The sequence below is a fragment of the Mesorhizobium sp. ES1-3 genome (genome assembly GCF_020164795.1).
GTDB lineage: Bacteria > Pseudomonadota > Alphaproteobacteria > Rhizobiales > Rhizobiaceae > Mesorhizobium.
Genome location: NZ_JAIUGW010000024.1, coordinates 1 through 15,490 on the forward strand (window position 1 = coordinate 1; position 15,490 = coordinate 15,490).

Here is a 15,490-nt window from a genome sequence, read left to right on the forward strand (position 1 = left end):
ACCTCCAAAAATCAGCGTTGAATCTGATTTGCGCTTCCTTGGGAATCCCAACCCGTTAAATCGTCACTACGTCCTAAGGCGGGCGGTTGACGGAAACGAAAGGGCCGCTCACGGCGGCCCTTGGGGCGATTTCTTAAAAAAGATGGCTTCAGGCCGCGTGCGAGGCCTGCGTATCCGACAAAAGCGCGTGGATCGCCGCGGCATCACGCGTCCCTCTGATCTTGGCCACCGTGTCGGCGTCGCGCAGCACGCGCGCGATGCGCGACAGCGCCTTGAGGTGATCGGCACCCGCCCCTTCGGGCGCCAGCAGCAGAAACACCAGATCGACCGGTTGGTCATCCAGCGATTCGAAATCGACCGGCGTCTCCAGCCGGGCGAAAACGCCGGCGATGCGCTTCACGCCGGCGAGCTTGCCATGCGGGATGGCGATGCCGTTGCCGACGCCCGTCGAACCCAGGCGTTCGCGCTGCAGGATGGTGTCGAACACCTCCCGTTCCGGAATGCCCGAAATCGCCGCTGCCCGCTCCGACAGCAATTGCAGAAGCTGCTTCTTGGAGTTCGCCTTCAACGCCGGCAAAATCGCCGGAACGCTGATAAGATCGCTCAGATCCATGCTTGAAAATCCTTGTTCGCCTGCCGCGCCAGTCCCCACCCCTCGTGCGGCCGGCTTTTATCCCTGTGCGACTTTGGTCGTGGACGGATCGATCCAGCCGATGTTTCCGTCGGGCCGGCGATAGACGATGTTGAGATGGTCGGTTCCGGCATTGCGGAAAACAACCACCGGACTGTCCTTGGTATCGAGCTCGATGACGGCCGACGCCACCGACATGGTCTTCAGCGTCATGGTCGATTCGGCGACGATGGCCGGTGCGAAATCCTCCGGGATCTCCTCATCGTCATCGGCAAGCGGTGCCATCACGGTATAGGCAATGTCGGTCAACTCGCCATTGGCATTGCCCGAATTGTGCGATTTCAGACGGCGCTTGTAGCGCCGAAGCCGGGTCTCCAGCCGATCGGCGGCGGCCTCGAAGGCGAGCGTCGGATCCTGGGCATCGCCGGTGGCCTGCAGCGAGGCGCCGGAATCCAGCCGAATCATGCAATCCGCCGAATAGCGCGAGCCCGACTTGATGACGGTGACGTGTCCCGCGAAGCCGCGATCGAAATATTTGCCGATCGCTTCGCCGACACGATCGTTGATGCGTGTGCGGAACGCATCGCCGATATCCATGTGCTTTCCCGATATGCGCAGATTCATCTGAAAACTGACCTTCCTTGCTCAGGCTTCAAACTGGCCCGAGTTTATACTCGTGATCCGTGCGCACAAGCTTTGCGGCGTCACTCGCGCCGATTTAAATCCGAACTTTCCGGTTGATCACAAGCCGCCTTCTTGACCGTCCCGGGTCATTGTCGTGACGGACCATCCGCTAGCGGGCATCAAGCCCGTCTCTTGCGGGCGGGCTTCTAGCCACTTCACCGTGGCTTGTCAATGAAACTCGAAAACTGTGGAAATCGCGAACGCCTAGCGGCCGGCGCTGGCGAGCGCCCGCTTCTCGCGCCGGCGTTGCACCGACGAGGGAATATTCATGCCTTCCCGGTACTTGGCGACCGTGCGCCGGGCGATATCGACGCCGCTTTCCCTCAGCATGTCGACGATAGCGTCGTCCGACAGCACATCGACGGGCTTCTCCTCGTCGATCATTTGCCTGATGCGATCACGCACCGCTTCGGAGGAATGCGCGTCGCCGCCGCCCGAGGCCGCGATCGAGGCGGTGAAGAAATAGCGCAGCTCGAACACGCCGCGCGGGGTGAGCATGTATTTGTTCGCGGTGACTCGGCTGACCGTCGATTCGTGCATGCCGATGGCGTCTGCCACCGTGCGCAGGTTGAGCGGCTTCAGATGGCGTACGCCATGGACGAGGAAAGCGTCCTGTTGACGCACGATTTCCGAGGCCACTTTGAGGATCGTCTTTGCTCGCTGGTCGAGGCTGCGTGTCAGCCAGTTGGCGTTCTGCAGGCACTCGGCCAAGAAGTCCTTCTCCGCCTGGTTTTTCGCGTGCGGCGACACATGGGCGAAATAGATATGGTCGACCAGCACGCGCGGCAGCGTTTCGGCATTGAGCTCGACGGTCCAGCTGCCGTCATTGGCAGCCCGGACCTCGACATCGGCGACGATCGAGTCGCTGGCGCCGCCCGAAAACGCCATGCCCGGCCGCGGGTCGAGCGCCCGGATTTCGGCCAGCATGTCGAGCAAATCCTCCTCGTCGACGCCGCAGAGCCGTTTCAGCGTCTGGAAATCGCGCCGCGCCAGCAGTTCCAGATTGGCGACCAGCGCCTTCATCGCCGGATCGAGCCGGTCACGCACGGCAAGCTGCAGGGAAAGGCATTCCGCGAGATCGCGGGCAAACAGGCCTGCCGGTTCGAAGGTCTGGCATACGGCCAGCACCTTGCCCACCGCCACGCCGTCGATGCCAAGCCGCGCGGCGATCTCCGCCAGATCGGCCCGGACATAGCCGGTCTCGTCGAGCCCGTCGGTCAGCTCTCCGGCGATCAGCCGCCCTACGGGATCGGTGAAGGCGAGTGCGATCTGCTCGCCGACATGGTCGCGCAGCGTGATCGCGCTCGCCGCCATGTCGCCGGCATCGAGCCCCTCGGACGAGGAGCCGCCGCCACTGCCCGAAGCCGATTTCCATTGCGCCGTCAGGTCGGGTCCGAGCCGTTCGCTGGTGCCGGGATCATCGGGAAACAGGTTTTCCAGGGACGCATCGAGCTTTTCCGAGATCGCCTCTGCGCTCCATGCCGTCTCGTTCTCGAACCAGTCGCCATCGGGGGCCGCTTGCGGCTCTGCCTCGGGCTTCTGCGCCTGATCGCTCGCGGCATCGTCCTGCGGCTCGGCGCGCTCCAGAAGCGGGTTGCGCTCGATCTCCTCGTCAATGAAATGCTCGAGCTCGGCATGGGTGAACTGCAGCAGCCGAATCGACTGCATCAGCTGCGGCGTCATCACCAGCGACTGCGACTGTCGGAGCTGTAGTTTCGCCGCTAATGCCATGATTCGGTTTCAAACGCCTCCTCTACGCGTCCGGACTTCCGGAATGAATTCCCCAGCCGGCCATAGAAACTGGCCCGGCTTTTGCTTGTCAAGGCAAAGCCTAGCAAAACTCGCTTACCGGAGCGTTATTCCGGATCAAAATCGCGGAAAACAGGTCGTCGGCGCGTAAAAAATCGTATCAGGAAACAAATTTCACGCTGAGAGCGATTTCAGGAACCGGGAAAGAATGGCTTTCCGATCGGAATTCCGTGAAAAAAGAGACGGGGGCGGTTCGCCGTCTCAGACAGTGAACGTCTCAGAGCGTGAAACCCTCGCCGAGATAAAGCCGCCGCACGTCGGCATTTGCCACCACTTCGTCGGCGCGGCCATGGGTCAGCACCTGGCCGGCATGGATGATATAGGCACGGTCGATCAGGCCGAGCGTCTCACGCACATTGTGGTCGGTGATGAGGACACCGATGCCGCGTGCCGTCAGGTGACGCACCAATTGCTGGATGTCGGCGACGGCGATCGGATCGATGCCCGCGAAGGGTTCGTCGAGCAGCATGTAGGCCGGGCGCGTCGCCAGAGCGCGCGCGATTTCCAGGCGCCGCCTTTCGCCGCCCGAGAGCGACATGGACGGCGCCTTGCGCAGATGGCTGATGTGAAATTCCTCAAGCAGTTCGTCGAGGTTGCGCTCGCGGACCTTTCGATCCTTTTCGACCACTTCGAGCACGGCGCGGATGTTCTGCTCGACATTGAGGCCGCGGAAGATCGATGCCTCCTGGGGCAGATAGCCGATGCCGAGGCGCGCGCGTCGATACATCGGCATCGAGGTGACGTCGAAGCCGTCGATCTCGATCGTGCCCTCATCCACCGGCACCAGGCCGGTGACCATGTAGAAACAGGTCGTCTTGCCGGCGCCGTTGGGGCCGAGCAGCCCGACGGCCTCGCCGGCGCGCACGCCCAGCGTGACGCCGCTGACGACCTTGCGGCCCTTGTAACTCTTGGTCAGACCCTTGGCGATCAAGGTTCCCTTGAACTTCGCCTTGTCGACAGTGACGGTGGCCGGGGCCGAAAGCTTGCCTGCGGCCCGTCCCGGGAGACGCGCCGTCAGCGACGACAGGGCGACCATCAGGGGTTCGTCGCTCCCGATTTCGACGCATCCGATTTCGGCGGAGGTGTGATCGACATCTGGACACGCTGCCCAGCGCATGGATCGACCTGGGCGAGCCCGCTTTTCATCTGCACGGTGAGCTTGCAGCCGACCAGGACATTGTCGTTTTGCGACAGGACGACCTTTTTGCCCGAAAGCACCAGCACCTGGCTCTTCATGTCGAAGCTGCCCTGATCGCCGGTCGCAACCTGCTGATCCGATTTGATGTAGACCTTGTCGGAAATCTCCAGGTGATCGATGTTGGCCGAACCGGTCATGGCTGCCGCCCCGGCGGCTTCGGTACCCTTCGTACCCGCGTTGGGATCCTTGACGTAGTAGACCATCATCTTGCCGGCCTTCATCAGCGTCGGCCCCTGAACGACGGTGACATTGCCCGTGAAGATGGCGACACTGTCGGCCTGGTGGACTTCCAGCTTGTCGCTTTCGATCTGGATCGGCTTGTCGCCGGCCAGTTTGAGACCCGACACCTGGCTGGCCGCCCCCGACTGCGCCAGCGACGGCGCCAGGCTGAGCAGGAACAGCGCCGAAGTCGCGGCCGCAAGCCGTGTCGAACTAGTGAGCCACATTCGCTTCTTCGCCCTTTGCCTCAGCCGCCTTCAGAACGGCGGGATCGATATTGACACGAACTTTGTTCTCGAACACCAGGATCTTGCCATTGTCCTGGACCGACATCGAATCCGCCGTGATCTGCGACCCGCCACGGCTGACATCGACGGGATCATCCGTCTTCATAGTGCCTTTGCCCATGTCGAGGAAGACCGATTTGAACTTGGCCTGCATGCCGTCGGTCGTGGTGATGGTGACGTCGCTGTTCAGTTTCATCGTATTGCCGTCGCGATCGTAGGTACCGCGCGAAGCTTTTACCGCCGCGACATTGTCGGGAGCGATCGGCACCTTGGCATCGATGCCTTCGAGTTCGATGATGCCTTGCGTGCTCACATCCTGTATCGCCCGCAACGCCGTCATCGAATAGGGCTGCTTCAGCTTGGTGAAACCATTGAGTTTGGGATTGGCCATCACCAGCTTGCCGTTGGAGAAGGCGGTACCTTCGGCCTGTACCGCGACGGAAACAGGGGCGGCGAAATAGGAATAGACCGGGAAGGCGACGGCGATCAACGCCGCGGCCAAGGGCACGGCGAATTTGAGCACGCGCACGCGGCGCGAATGGCGCTGGGCGCGATTGAAAGCCTCGCCCCGCGTCCAGCCATCCGCCGGGAGAGCCAACTCCGTCTCCGGGCTGGTCGGTTCATTCGGTCGCGCTAACATGACTGCTTTCTTCTAAAACCCTGCCCCGGGAGCACCGCCTATAGGTGGGACGCCAGCGCCCTCACGCAAGCACAAGCCGACGAAAACCGCAAAAATGTGACAGCTGCCATTGCACAAACGAAACCCGGGTCGGCGCAACAGCCAGTGCTTCATAGCAGAAATAGACGTGCTTGCGTCTTTTTTCATCACCGAAGTTCTTCCCACTTACCTTGCGTCGCTCGTACAGGCCAGTCACAAAACAGACAACATGTGGACCGTCGTGCGCGGATTGCCGCGCCATGTGCGGACGGAACTGCTTCCCGATGAAGACATCATGGTCTAAAAGCGTCTCTTCCCGCTGACTGTGAGGCTGACGATGGCATTGAGAGCCGACGACCTGATCGACCGCCGCCGCTTGCGGCGCAAGCTGACTTTCTGGCGCGTTGCGGCCTTTGGCATCGTGGCGCTCGGGGTGATTATGCTGTCGGCCTGGTTCTATGGCGACGATTTCGGCGGCTCCGCCGTCGACCACATCGCCAAGGTCAGGATCGAAGGCACCATCACCGAGGACGACGAACTGATCAAGCGGCTGGAGACCATCCGCCAGTCGCCGAAAGTAAAGGGCGTGATCCTGGTGGTCGATTCTCCTGGCGGCACGACCGTCGGCGGGGAATCGATCTACGAGGAGGTGCGCAAGCTCGCCGCCGACAAGCCTGTCGTGGCCGAGGTCGGCACGCTCGCCGCGTCGGCGGGCTACATGATCGCCAGCGCCGCCGACCATATTGTCGCCCGCAAGACCTCGATCGTCGGCTCGATCGGCGTGCTGATCCAGTATCCTGACGTCAGCGGCCTGATGGACAAGCTCGGCGTCAAGCTGGAGGAGGTTAAATCCTCGCCGCTCAAAGCCTCACCCTCGCCCTTCAAGCCGACCAATGACGACGAGCGCGCCATGGTCCGCAAGCTCATCCTCGACAGCTACGACTGGTTCGTCGGCATCGTGGCTGAACGCCGCAAGATGACCCACGAACAGGCGCTGGCGCTCGCCGACGGTTCGATCTTCACCGGCCGCCAGGGTGTTGCCAACGGGCTGATCGACGCCGTCGGCGGCGAATCCGTGGCGATCGACTGGCTGGCGACCAAGGGTGTCGATGCCAAGCTCAAGGTGGTCGAGTGGAAGGATACGGAACGGCGCGGCGGTTTCCTGTTCTCGAAGGCGATGGTACACACCATCGCCGGCGCGCTCGGCCTGCCGGACTCCGGCGGCGACGTCATCCATGAACTTGGCGCCGACCGCTTGTTTCTTGACGGTCTCGTTTCCGTCTGGCACCCTTGAGACGCGTTGGGACAGCTAAAAAAGCAAATAAAATCATCCTGATAATTTTGGCCGAACTGCTTTCACGGGGACCCGTCTGATGATCAAGTCCGAGCTTGTGCAGATTATTGCCACGCGCAATCCGCATCTTTTCCTGCGCGACGTCGAAAACATCGTCGGCGCGATCTTCGATGAAATCACCGACGCGCTTGCCGAGGGCAACCGGGTCGAATTGCGCGGCTTCGGCGCTTTTTCGGTGAAGAACCGACCCGCCCGCACCGGCCGCAACCCGCGCACCGGCGAATCCGTCGAGGTCGAGGAGAAATGGGTGCCGTTCTTCAAGACCGGCAAGGAACTGCGTGAAAGGCTGAACGGCGGCAAGTAGCCGGACGACCTTGTCCTGGCCCGCTTGCGACGGAAATTATCATGCTCAATCGTTTCATGCTCATCGTGGTCTTCGTGCCCCTGGCGATCATCCTGATCGCCTTGGCCGTCGCCAACCGCGAACTCGTCGCCTTCACGCTGGACCCGTTCAACCCCGGCAATCCCAAGCTGACGCTGACCTTGCCGCTGTTCATCTTCCTGTTCCTGGCGCTCGCCATCGGCATGATCGTCGGCAGCCTGGCGACCTGGGTCAAGCAGGGCCGCTACCGCAAGCTGGCGCGCCAGCGCGGCGTCGAGGCCGAAAACCTGCGCCAGGCGGTCCGCGCGCCTTCAGTGCCGCAAGCCCCGGTCCAAGGATCAGCCCAGGGGTCGGCCCAGGGGTCAGCATTGCCGAAGCCCACCAATTGAAGCGCCGGCCGGCCCATTTCTTTTCACGGAGCTTTTCATGCTGACCATTTCGGCGGCGGAGGTCGATCGTGCACTGACCTTTCCTGGACTGGTCGAGACGCTGCGCGCGGCTTTTCGCGAGGGCGCGGTGCAGCCAGTCAGGCATCATCATGCGGTCGAAAGGCCCGACGGTGCGGCGTCGACCCTGCTGCTGATGCCGGCCTGGACCGATTTTCACGCCGCGGGCGGTTCCGCCGGCGGCCATATCGGCGTCAAGATCGTCACCGTCTCGCCCGACAACAACGCGATCGGCAAGCCCGCGGTGATGGGGCTCTACCTCCTGCTCGATGGCGGCACCGGCGAACCGGAAGCGCTGATCGACGGCCAGCGGCTGACGCAGTGGCGCACGGCCTGCGCCTCGGCGCTCGCGGCATCCTATCTCGCCCGCGACGATGCCTCGCGGCTGCTAGTGGTCGGCGCCGGCGCGCTGTCACCCTTCCTGGCCAAGGCGCACAGCGCCGTGCGGCCAATCAAGACCATCCGCATCTGGAACCGTACCCCGGCCAACGCCGAGAAAGTCGCGGCCTATCTGTGCGCCGAGGGCTTCGCGGCCAGCGCCGCGACCGATCTCGATGCCGAGCTTGGCCAGGCCGACATCGTCTCCTCGGCGACAATCACCACCACGCCGCTGATCAAGGGCGCACTGCTGCGGCCAGGGACCCATGTCGATCTGGTTGGCGGCTTTACCCCGACGATGCGCGAAAGCGATGACGAGGCGATCTTGCGTGCCCGCGTCTATGTCGACACCCGCGCCGGCGCCACCAAGGAGGCCGGCGACATCGTCCAGCCACTGGCCTCCGGCGTGCTGAAACCGGAAGCCATCGTCGCCGACCTGCACGAACTGACGCGCGGCCAGAAGCAAGGCCGCGGTAGCCCTGACGAGATTACGCTGTTCAAGTCGGTTGGCGCAGCACTCGAGGACTTGGCCGCCGGCATTGCCGTCTACAAGGCGCTCAGAGGCTAGCTCAAGCGAGTTTGGCGCCCATCGCCCCTGCGATCAGTGCGAAATCGGCCGCGCCACAAAGGTGCGGACCGAAATCCCGAGATCATCGGCCAGCACCCGCCCGCTCACCGGCCAGCGGTGCCGGCGCAGCGACTTGATCAGATCGAGCAGGCGTTCGGAACGGGACATGGACGACGATAAGGGCCAGGGCTGAGGCAACGGCAAGTGGCGACGGCTAGGAACGGCTTCGGCCCGGAACCGTTGTTGCGTCATGCGAATACATGGCTTCCTGCTGTTCTGGTCTGTCTTGACCGCCACCATCGCTGCGCTCAGCCTCGGACCGTCCTTCGCCCATGTCCTGGAATCGGCGCCCCGGCTCACCCGGTGGTCCCCGGCGCTTTGGCGCGAGGCGACCGTTTTCAATGGCCAGTTCCTGCTCTTCGCAATCGTTGGCGCGCCGCTGGATGTCGCGGCGGTCGCCTGCCCGGGACTGCTGGCATGGCTGCTGCGCGAGGATCGGCCGGCGTTCTCGTTCGCACTCGCCGCCACCTTGCTCTATGCGCTGTCCCTCGTGCTTTGGTTCGTTCTCGTCAAACCGGCCAACAACGTTCTCGCCACCTGGGTGCCAGGCCCGATTCCCGACAATTTCGAAGCCATACGGCTGCGCTGGGAGACCGGCCACATGGCGGTCACGGCAGCCAAGGCTGCCGGTTTCGTTTCGCTGCTTGTCGCCCTGCTTTCGATCGGGCGTGGCTGAGCCGTTCGCAATCGCAATGTCGCGCGGGTTTGTTGCGCCGATGGGCATAGCTGTGGCAGAAGCGGGCCGAACCGCCGGAGAAGCTGCCTCTTGAAGTCTTTTCGCGACAAACGCCGCGACGGCCGACCGCACCCAGCGAAGAGCGGGACCGTAGAGCCGCGCCCCACCGAGAATCGTTCCGCGGTCAAGCCAGATCCCAGGCCGCGCGAACAGCACAATGTGAAACCGGAAAACCAGCCGAAATCCGCGCCGCGCATCCTCGCCCGCCGCGAAGGCGCGCTGCCCGCTGAGCAACTTCCGGTAATTCTCGAAGTAGCTCCCAACGCGGATTACGCGCTGCTCGACAGCGGCGCCGGCCAAAAGCTCGAACAATACGGCCCCTACCGCATCGTGCGCCCGGAGGGCCAGGCGATCTGGCAGAAGGCCCTGCCGGCAAGGGACTGGGAGCGCGCCGACGCGATCTTCACCGGCGACACCGACGAGGAAGGCATCGGCCGCTGGCGTTTTCCCAAGACACCGCTCGGCGAAACCTGGCCGATGAAGCATGACGGTATCGACTATCTCGGCCGTTTCACCTCGTTTCGCCATGTCGGCGTCTTTCCCGAGCAGGCTTCGCACTGGGACCATATGGCGGGCTTGATCGTGGCGGCCGGGCGGCCGGTCAAGGTGCTCAACCTGTTCGGCTATACCGGCCTTGCCTCTCTGGTGGCCGCGCGCGCGGGCGCGGAGGTCACCCATGTCGACGCCTCGAAGAAGGCGATCGGCTGGGCGCGCGAGAACCAGGAGATGGCCGGCCTTGGCGCCAAGCCGATCCGCTGGATCGTCGACGACGCGGTGAAGTTCGCCGAGCGCGAGGAGCGTCGCGGCAGCCGCTACGACATCATCCTGTTCGATCCGCCGGCCTATGGCCGCGGCCCCAAGGGCGAGGTCTGGCAGTTGTTCGAGGACCTGCCTGATCTGACGGACCTCTGTCGCTCGATCCTGACCCCAAAGCCGCTTGCCGTGGTGCTGACCGCCTATTCGATCCGTGCTTCCTTCTTCGCCATCCACGCTCTGATGCGCGACACCTTCGCCGGTATCGGCGGCAAGGTCGAATCGGGTGAGTTGATCATCCGTGAAAAGTCCGCCGGCCGGGCGCTTTCGACTTCACTGTTTTCGCGCTGGGTGGCTTGACATGAACGAACGGCACGCCGGCGCGCCTGGCCAGGTGAAGGAAATCACCAGCCTCGCCAACCCGCTGGTCAAGGACATCAAGGCGCTCGCCTTGAAGAAATTCCGCGACCAGCAGAACGCCTTCATGGCCGAGGGGCTGAAGCTGGTCATCGACGCGCTCGACTTGGGCTGGCAGATCAGGACACTTGTTTTCGCCAAGGCCGGACGTGGCAACGCGGCCGTGGAAAAAGTCGCGGCGCGCACGGTTGCAGCCGGGGGTACCGTGCTCGAAGTGTCGGAAAAGGTGCTTGTCGCCATCACCCGCCGTGACAATCCGCAAATGGTGGTCGGCGTCTTCTCGCAAAAATTCCTGGCCCTGAAGGACATCCGTGCCGACAATGGCGACGTCTGGGTGGCGCTCGACCGGGTGCGCGATCCCGGCAATCTCGGCACCGTCATTCGCACGGTCGATGCCGTCGGCGCCAAGGGCGTCATTCTGGTCGGCGACACCACCGATCCGTTTTCCGTCGAGACGGTACGCGCCACCATGGGATCGATCTTCGCCGTGCCAGTGGCGAAGGCAACGACCGAAGCATTCCTTGCCTGGCGCGGCGGCTTTTCAGGTCTCGTCGCCGGCACGCATCTGAAGGGCGCGGTCGATTACCGCTCGGTCGATTTTTCCCGCGGGCCAGTACTTTTGATGATGGGCAATGAGCAACAGGGCCTGCCCGAAAGCCTGACGGCAAGCTGCGACAGGCTGCTCAGGATTCCGCAGGCGGGCCGTGCCGATTCGCTCAATCTCGCGGTCGCCACCGGCATCATGCTGTTCGAGATCCGGCGCGGCGCGCTGAAGCTCGAACCAATCCCGGACCAGCAATGAGGGCTGCCCAATCGTGAAATCATGGTCTCCCTACGCACTGCTCGTCATCGTCGCCATCGCGCTCGACCAATGGATAAAGGCACTGGTCGAGGCCGGCCTGCCCTTCCAGGAAAAGCTCGACCTCCTGCCCTTCCTGGCACTGTTTCGCACCTATAATACGGGCATCGCCTTCTCGATGTTCTCCTCCTTCGGCGACACCGGCCTCGTGGTCATCGCCGTGCTGGTCGTGGCTTTCGTGCTTTACCTCGCCACGCGGACGCCATCGGGCCACGTCATCACCCGCATCGGCTTTGCGCTGATCATCGGCGGCGCGGTGGGCAATCTGATCGACCGTGCCGTCTACGGCCATGTCATCGATTACATGCTGTTCCACACGCCGGTCTGGTCCTTCGCCGTCTTCAACCTTGCGGATGCCTTCATTTCCGTGGGCGCGGCACTGGTCGTCTTCGACGAACTCATCGGCTGGCGGCGTGAACCGAAACCTTCGAACGCCAAGCCTTCCAAAGATTGACCCCAAGCGGCCATCGCCGCACAGTCAGACGCCAAGCAAGTTCGCGGAGAGAAAGATGACCGAAACCTTCAAAGCCATCCTCGTTTCGCGCGATGCCGAAAAAAAACAGTCGGTCGCCGTGACCGATCTCACCGACGCCGATCTGATGGAGGGCGACGTCACCGTCGCGGTCGAGGCGACGACGGTGAACTACAAGGATGGACTGGCCATATCGGGCAAGGCGCCGGTGATCCGCCGATGGCCGCTGGTGCCGGGCATCGACCTTGCCGGCACCGTCATCTCCTCTTCCAATCCCGAGTGGCGCAAGGGCGACAAGGTCATCCTGAACGGCTGGGGCGTTGGCGAAACCCATTTCGGCGCCTATGCCGGGCGCGCCCGCGTCAAAGGCGACTGGCTGGTGCCTCTGCCGGAAGGCATGAGCGCGCATGATGCCATGGCGGTCGGCACCGCCGGCTACACGGCCATGCTCTGTGTCATGGCGCTGGAGCGGCACGGCATCCTGCCCGATCGCGGCCCTGTCGTGGTGACGGGCGCCGCCGGCGGCGTCGGTTCGGTCGCGGTCTCGATCCTGTCCAGCCTCGGCTACCATGTCATCGCCTCGACCGGCCGCAATGCCGAAAGCCCTTATCTGATCAACCTTGGCGCCGCCGAGGTGATATCGCGCGACGAGCTCAACCAGCCTGCCAAGCCGCTCTCCAAGGAGCGCTGGGCCGGCGGCATCGATTCGGTCGGCAGTCACACGCTGGCCAACGTTCTGTCGATGACCTCCTATGGCGGGGCGGTCGCCGCCTGCGGCCTGGCCGGCGGCATGGATCTGCCGTCGAGCGTCGCTCCCTTCATCCTGCGCGGTGTCTCGCTGCTCGGCATCGATTCGGTGATGGCGCCGAAAGCCGTACGCCTCGAGGCCTGGCAGCGCATCGGCGCCGATCTCGATGTCGACAAGCTTGCCAGCCTGTCCACGACCATCGGCTTCGACGGCATCATCGGTGCGGCACACGACATCGTCGATGGCAAGATCCGCGGTCGCGTCGTCGTCGACATGTGATCGACACAGGGATCGCAGGCGCCGGACGGAATTGCCACATCGGCTGGCAAATCCGTCGCAGCCGGGTCAAAAATGCCCGATCCGCTAAAATTCGAACGATCCCCCGCAATTTTCCATAATCTCTGTCTGGCAAAGGATTTCGCATGATCGCGGAATCCGACAGCCAACGGGCCGACGCTGGCGACGACACCGATGCGGCACCGGCGCAAGCGCCGGCATCCGCGCGGCGGTTTATCGCCGCGCCGCCGCTGGTGCCCGATCAGCAACCGGCCAAGCGCGAAGGCCTGCCGATACTGACCTTCGTTGCCGTTCTGGTGCTGGCCGGCCTCTCCTACCTGACCGGGGCGCCGGCCTTCATCAGCCTGGCGTTGCTGGTAACCGGCCTTGCCGGCCTGGCCATGCACCTGCACGCCAGACGCAGCGTACGCCGCAGTACGGTGCTGCTCGACGAAACCACCGCCCGCAACCGCGCCGAGATCGAGACGCTGGCCGACCGCATGTGGGAGATGCAGGAAAGCGAGGAGCGCTTTCGCGGTCTCATCGACGCGCTCGGCGATCTCGTCATCCATCGCGACCGCGACGGTTACATCGTCTATGCCAACAAGGTGTTCGCCGACCTCGTCGAAACCGACCAACGCGACCTTGCCGGCAAGACGCTTGCCGAGCTCGGCATCGAGGTCGGCCTCGTTCCCGATGCTGCTTTCTCCGACCATGAATGCCTGAGTTCCACCGACGTTGCCATCCGCACGCCGACCGGCCCGCGCTGGTTCTCGTGGATCGAGCTATCGGTGCGCGACAAGGACAGCAATGCCGTCTCGCATCGCGCCATCGCCCGCGACATCACCGCACGCAAGCGCGCCGAATCGTCCATGATCACCGCGCGCGAGCGGGCAGAGTTCGCAAGCCAGGCAAAGTCGCGCTTCCTCGCCACCGTCAGCCATGAGATCCGCACGCCGATGAACGGCATCATGGGCATGGCCAGGCTGCTCGCCGACACCAGCCTGTCGCCAGAGCAGCAGACCTATGTCGGCGCCATCTCGACCTCGGCCAGCGCCTTGCTTGCCCTGATCGAGGACCTGCTCGACTATTCCAAGATCGAGGCCGGACGCTTCGATCCCGAACCGCAGCCCATGTCCGTGCGCGAGATCGCCGACAACATCATCGAACTGATGGCCGCGCGCGCCTTCGCCAAGAATATTGGCCTCGGCTGCCATGTCGAACCGGACGTGCCGCAATTGATCACCGCCGATCCGGGCCGGGTCAGGCAGGTGCTGCTCAACCTCATCGGCAACGCCATCAAGTTCACCGACGGCGGCGGCGTGCTGGTCAGCGTCGCGCGCGCCCGCACCGAGATCAGCGACCGCATCTGCTTCACCATCGCCGATACCGGTCCTGGCCTGCGCGACGAGGACATGGAGCGCATCTTCGAGGAGTTCGAGCAGGCCGACGGCACCTCGACGCGCACGCATGGCGGGGCCGGATTGGGACTTGCCATCTCCAAGCGCCTGGTGACCGCCATGGGCGGCACGATTTCGGTTTCCAGCCGGCTTGGCCAGGGATCGGAATTCGTCTTCGAAATCCCGGCCATGTCGGCCACCGAGCCGCCGCAGGGCCGGCAGAACGCGCTTGCCGGCCGGCGAGCGGTGATCCTGTCCAAGAACACTGTCGAGGCCGACGCCATCGCCCGCACCATCCGCGCCAATGGCGGCGCGGCCGGCATCGCCACCACCGTGGCTCAGGCCGCTTCCTTTGCCGACGGCTGCGACGTGCTTCTGGTCGACGCGGCCATGGAAGAGAGTGACGGAAGGCTGCTCAAGCGGCTTCGCCAGCATGGATTCTCCAATTGCGAAGCCGTCACGCTGATTGCCCCCACCGAACGCGGCATGCTTGGCGAGTTTCGCGCCAGCGGCTACGCGACATTCCTTGCCCGGCCAGTGCGCGGAGGAACACTTTTGCGTGTCCTTTTGAGCAGCCACGCACCGGTCCTTGCCGCGCCACAGCCGGAAAAACGCCGCGCACCGACGCTTCGTACGTCAGGCGAACGCCAGCAGGGCCTGTCCGTGCTGATCGCCGAGGACAACGACATCAATGCCATGCTGGCCCGCGCAACGCTGTTGAAGGCCGGACATCGCGTCAAGGTGGTGGGCAACGGCAAGGCCGCCGTCGAGGCGGTCACCGGCGCCGGCCACAACCGCCGCTTCGACGTGGTGCTGATGGATCTGCATATGCCGGTCATGGACGGGCTGGACGCCATTGCCGCGATCCGCCGCCATGAAGAGGAGACATCCGTCCCGCCCGTGCCGATCATGGTGCTGTCGGCCGACAGCCAGGAAAAGACCCGCCATGCGGTGCTTGCCCACGGCGCCAGCGGCTTCGTCACCAAGCCGCTCGACCCCGATGCGCTGGTCAGCGCCGTCGAAGGCCAGGTCGCCGCCTGAGCCGCCTTTTCCCGGTGCGTGGCTGACGAAGACCACCAAAAAAGCAGCCCGGTTTCGGCGCCCGCGAAGGCGACGCGCCCAGGGACTTGTGACGCAACGTAGCCGGTTGACCGTTTTCGCCAGCCGACGAAGTATTGCCCGCGACGCCGTATCACGGTACTGTCACAATCCTGT

At 63.8% G+C, this 15,490-nt stretch carries 16 protein-coding genes and 1 pseudogene; 10 read left to right on the forward strand and 7 right to left on the reverse strand.

What is annotated here, in order from left to right:
- Window positions 1-148: 148 nt before the first annotated feature.
- The 6 genes from ptsN to lptC form a co-directional block, all read right to left on the reverse strand.
- Window positions 149-613, reverse strand: a complete 465-nt coding sequence (gene ptsN, locus LB536_RS24935) for a PTS IIA-like nitrogen regulatory protein PtsN (protein ID WP_019861194.1) — start codon at window positions 611-613, stop codon at window positions 149-151.
- Between the two features lie 57 nt (window positions 614-670).
- Window positions 671-1,255, reverse strand: coding sequence for a ribosome hibernation-promoting factor, HPF/YfiA family (hpf, locus tag LB536_RS24940; RefSeq protein WP_027143036.1), 585 nt, complete (start codon window positions 1,253-1,255; stop codon window positions 671-673).
- A gap of 264 nt (window positions 1,256-1,519) precedes the next feature.
- On the reverse strand, window positions 1,520-3,046 hold the full coding sequence (gene rpoN / locus LB536_RS24945; protein ID WP_140756254.1) for an RNA polymerase factor sigma-54: 1,527 nt from the start codon (window positions 3,044-3,046) through the stop codon (window positions 1,520-1,522).
- A gap of 295 nt (window positions 3,047-3,341) precedes the next feature.
- A complete protein-coding gene (gene lptB / locus LB536_RS24950; protein WP_224597274.1) occupies window positions 3,342-4,160 on the reverse strand; it encodes an LPS export ABC transporter ATP-binding protein in 819 nt (272 codons plus the stop codon).
- A complete protein-coding gene (locus LB536_RS24955; RefSeq protein ID WP_140756259.1) occupies window positions 4,160-4,768 on the reverse strand; it encodes an LptA/OstA family protein in 609 nt (202 codons plus the stop codon). Before LB536_RS24955 ends, lptB begins: the two co-directional genes overlap by 1 nt.
- Entirely contained in the window at window positions 4,755-5,468 is a 714-nt protein-coding gene (lptC, locus tag LB536_RS24960; RefSeq protein WP_140756261.1) for an LPS export ABC transporter periplasmic protein LptC, read from the reverse strand. Before lptC ends, LB536_RS24955 begins: the two co-directional genes overlap by 14 nt.
- Before the next feature lie 355 nt (window positions 5,469-5,823).
- Between lptC and sppA the strand changes: the two genes are divergently transcribed.
- The 4 genes from sppA (at window position 5,824) to LB536_RS24980 (ending at window position 8,554) form a co-directional block, all read left to right on the forward strand.
- Window positions 5,824-6,780 (forward strand): signal peptide peptidase SppA, encoded by a 957-nt coding sequence (gene sppA / locus LB536_RS24965; RefSeq protein ID WP_224597276.1) that lies wholly within the window; start codon window positions 5,824-5,826, stop codon window positions 6,778-6,780.
- A gap of 79 nt (window positions 6,781-6,859) precedes the next feature.
- The gene (locus LB536_RS24970; RefSeq protein ID WP_006200394.1) at window positions 6,860-7,144 is read left to right on the forward strand and encodes an integration host factor subunit beta; all 285 of its coding nucleotides are present in this window, start codon (window positions 6,860-6,862) and stop codon (window positions 7,142-7,144) included.
- 41 nt (window positions 7,145-7,185) lie between these two features.
- A complete protein-coding gene (locus LB536_RS24975) occupies window positions 7,186-7,551 on the forward strand; it encodes a DUF1049 domain-containing protein (protein WP_224597279.1) in 366 nt (121 codons plus the stop codon).
- A gap of 37 nt (window positions 7,552-7,588) precedes the next feature.
- Window positions 7,589-8,554 carry an ornithine cyclodeaminase family protein gene (locus LB536_RS24980; protein ID WP_224597281.1) on the forward strand — a complete coding sequence of 322 codons (966 nt, stop codon included), beginning with the start codon at window positions 7,589-7,591 and terminating at the stop codon, window positions 8,552-8,554.
- A 60-nt stretch (window positions 8,555-8,614) separates the two neighbouring features.
- Here the strand turns inward: LB536_RS24980 and LB536_RS24985 are convergent.
- Window positions 8,615-8,722, reverse strand: a pseudogene (locus LB536_RS24985) (transcriptional regulator); the annotation flags it as partial.
- An 82-nt stretch (window positions 8,723-8,804) separates the two neighbouring features.
- Between LB536_RS24985 and LB536_RS24990 the strand changes: the two are divergent.
- The 6 genes from LB536_RS24990 to LB536_RS25015 all read left to right on the forward strand — a co-directional run bounded on the left by LB536_RS24990 (window position 8,805) and on the right by LB536_RS25015 (window position 15,316).
- Complete coding sequence (locus LB536_RS24990) at window positions 8,805-9,290, forward strand: DUF1772 domain-containing protein (RefSeq protein ID WP_224597285.1); 486 nt, start codon at window positions 8,805-8,807, stop codon at window positions 9,288-9,290.
- Window positions 9,291-9,380: 90 nt separating this feature from the next.
- Window positions 9,381-10,463 (forward strand): class I SAM-dependent rRNA methyltransferase, encoded by a 1,083-nt coding sequence (locus LB536_RS24995; RefSeq protein WP_140811553.1) that lies wholly within the window; start codon window positions 9,381-9,383, stop codon window positions 10,461-10,463.
- A gap of 1 nt (window position 10,464) precedes the next feature.
- Window positions 10,465-11,322, forward strand: a complete 858-nt coding sequence (locus LB536_RS25000; protein WP_224597287.1) for a TrmH family RNA methyltransferase — start codon at window positions 10,465-10,467, stop codon at window positions 11,320-11,322.
- Window positions 11,323-11,335: 13 nt separating this feature from the next.
- The gene (lspA, locus tag LB536_RS25005; RefSeq protein WP_224597290.1) at window positions 11,336-11,833 is read left to right on the forward strand and encodes a signal peptidase II; all 498 of its coding nucleotides are present in this window, start codon (window positions 11,336-11,338) and stop codon (window positions 11,831-11,833) included.
- 55 nt (window positions 11,834-11,888) lie between these two features.
- On the forward strand, window positions 11,889-12,878 hold the full coding sequence (locus LB536_RS25010; protein ID WP_224597294.1) for an MDR family oxidoreductase: 990 nt from the start codon (window positions 11,889-11,891) through the stop codon (window positions 12,876-12,878).
- Between the two features lie 143 nt (window positions 12,879-13,021).
- Window positions 13,022-15,316: a PAS domain-containing hybrid sensor histidine kinase/response regulator gene (locus tag LB536_RS25015; protein ID WP_224597296.1), complete on the forward strand. Its 2,295-nt coding sequence runs from the start codon at window positions 13,022-13,024 to the stop codon at window positions 15,314-15,316.
- The last annotated feature ends 174 nt before the right edge of the window (window positions 15,317-15,490 follow it).

Bases quoted from the DNA above. Each gene is read 5' to 3' on its own strand.
- ptsN (WP_019861194.1), bottom strand. From the start codon at position 613: ATGGATCTGAGCGATCTTATCAGCGTTCCGGCGATTTTGCCGGCGTTG.
- hpf (WP_027143036.1), bottom strand. From the start codon at position 1,255: ATGAATCTGCGCATATCGGGAAAGCACATGGATATCGGCGATGCGTTC.
- rpoN (WP_140756254.1), bottom strand. From the start codon at position 3,046: ATGGCATTAGCGGCGAAACTACAGCTCCGACAGTCGCAGTCGCTGGTG.
- lptB (WP_224597274.1), bottom strand. From the start codon at position 4,160: ATGGTCGCCCTGTCGTCGCTGACGGCGCGTCTCCCGGGACGGGCCGCA.
- LB536_RS24955 (WP_140756259.1), bottom strand. From the start codon at position 4,768: ATGTGGCTCACTAGTTCGACACGGCTTGCGGCCGCGACTTCGGCGCTG.
- lptC (WP_140756261.1), bottom strand. From the start codon at position 5,468: ATGTTAGCGCGACCGAATGAACCGACCAGCCCGGAGACGGAGTTGGCT.
- sppA (WP_224597276.1), top strand. From the start codon at position 5,824: ATGGCATTGAGAGCCGACGACCTGATCGACCGCCGCCGCTTGCGGCGC.
- LB536_RS24970 (WP_006200394.1), top strand. From the start codon at position 6,860: ATGATCAAGTCCGAGCTTGTGCAGATTATTGCCACGCGCAATCCGCAT.
- LB536_RS24975 (WP_224597279.1), top strand. From the start codon at position 7,186: ATGCTCAATCGTTTCATGCTCATCGTGGTCTTCGTGCCCCTGGCGATC.
- LB536_RS24980 (WP_224597281.1), top strand. From the start codon at position 7,589: ATGCTGACCATTTCGGCGGCGGAGGTCGATCGTGCACTGACCTTTCCT.
- LB536_RS24990 (WP_224597285.1), top strand. From the start codon at position 8,805: ATGCGAATACATGGCTTCCTGCTGTTCTGGTCTGTCTTGACCGCCACC.
- LB536_RS25000 (WP_224597287.1), top strand. From the start codon at position 10,465: ATGAACGAACGGCACGCCGGCGCGCCTGGCCAGGTGAAGGAAATCACC.
- LB536_RS25010 (WP_224597294.1), top strand. From the start codon at position 11,889: ATGACCGAAACCTTCAAAGCCATCCTCGTTTCGCGCGATGCCGAAAAA.
- LB536_RS25015 (WP_224597296.1), top strand. From the start codon at position 13,022: ATGATCGCGGAATCCGACAGCCAACGGGCCGACGCTGGCGACGACACC.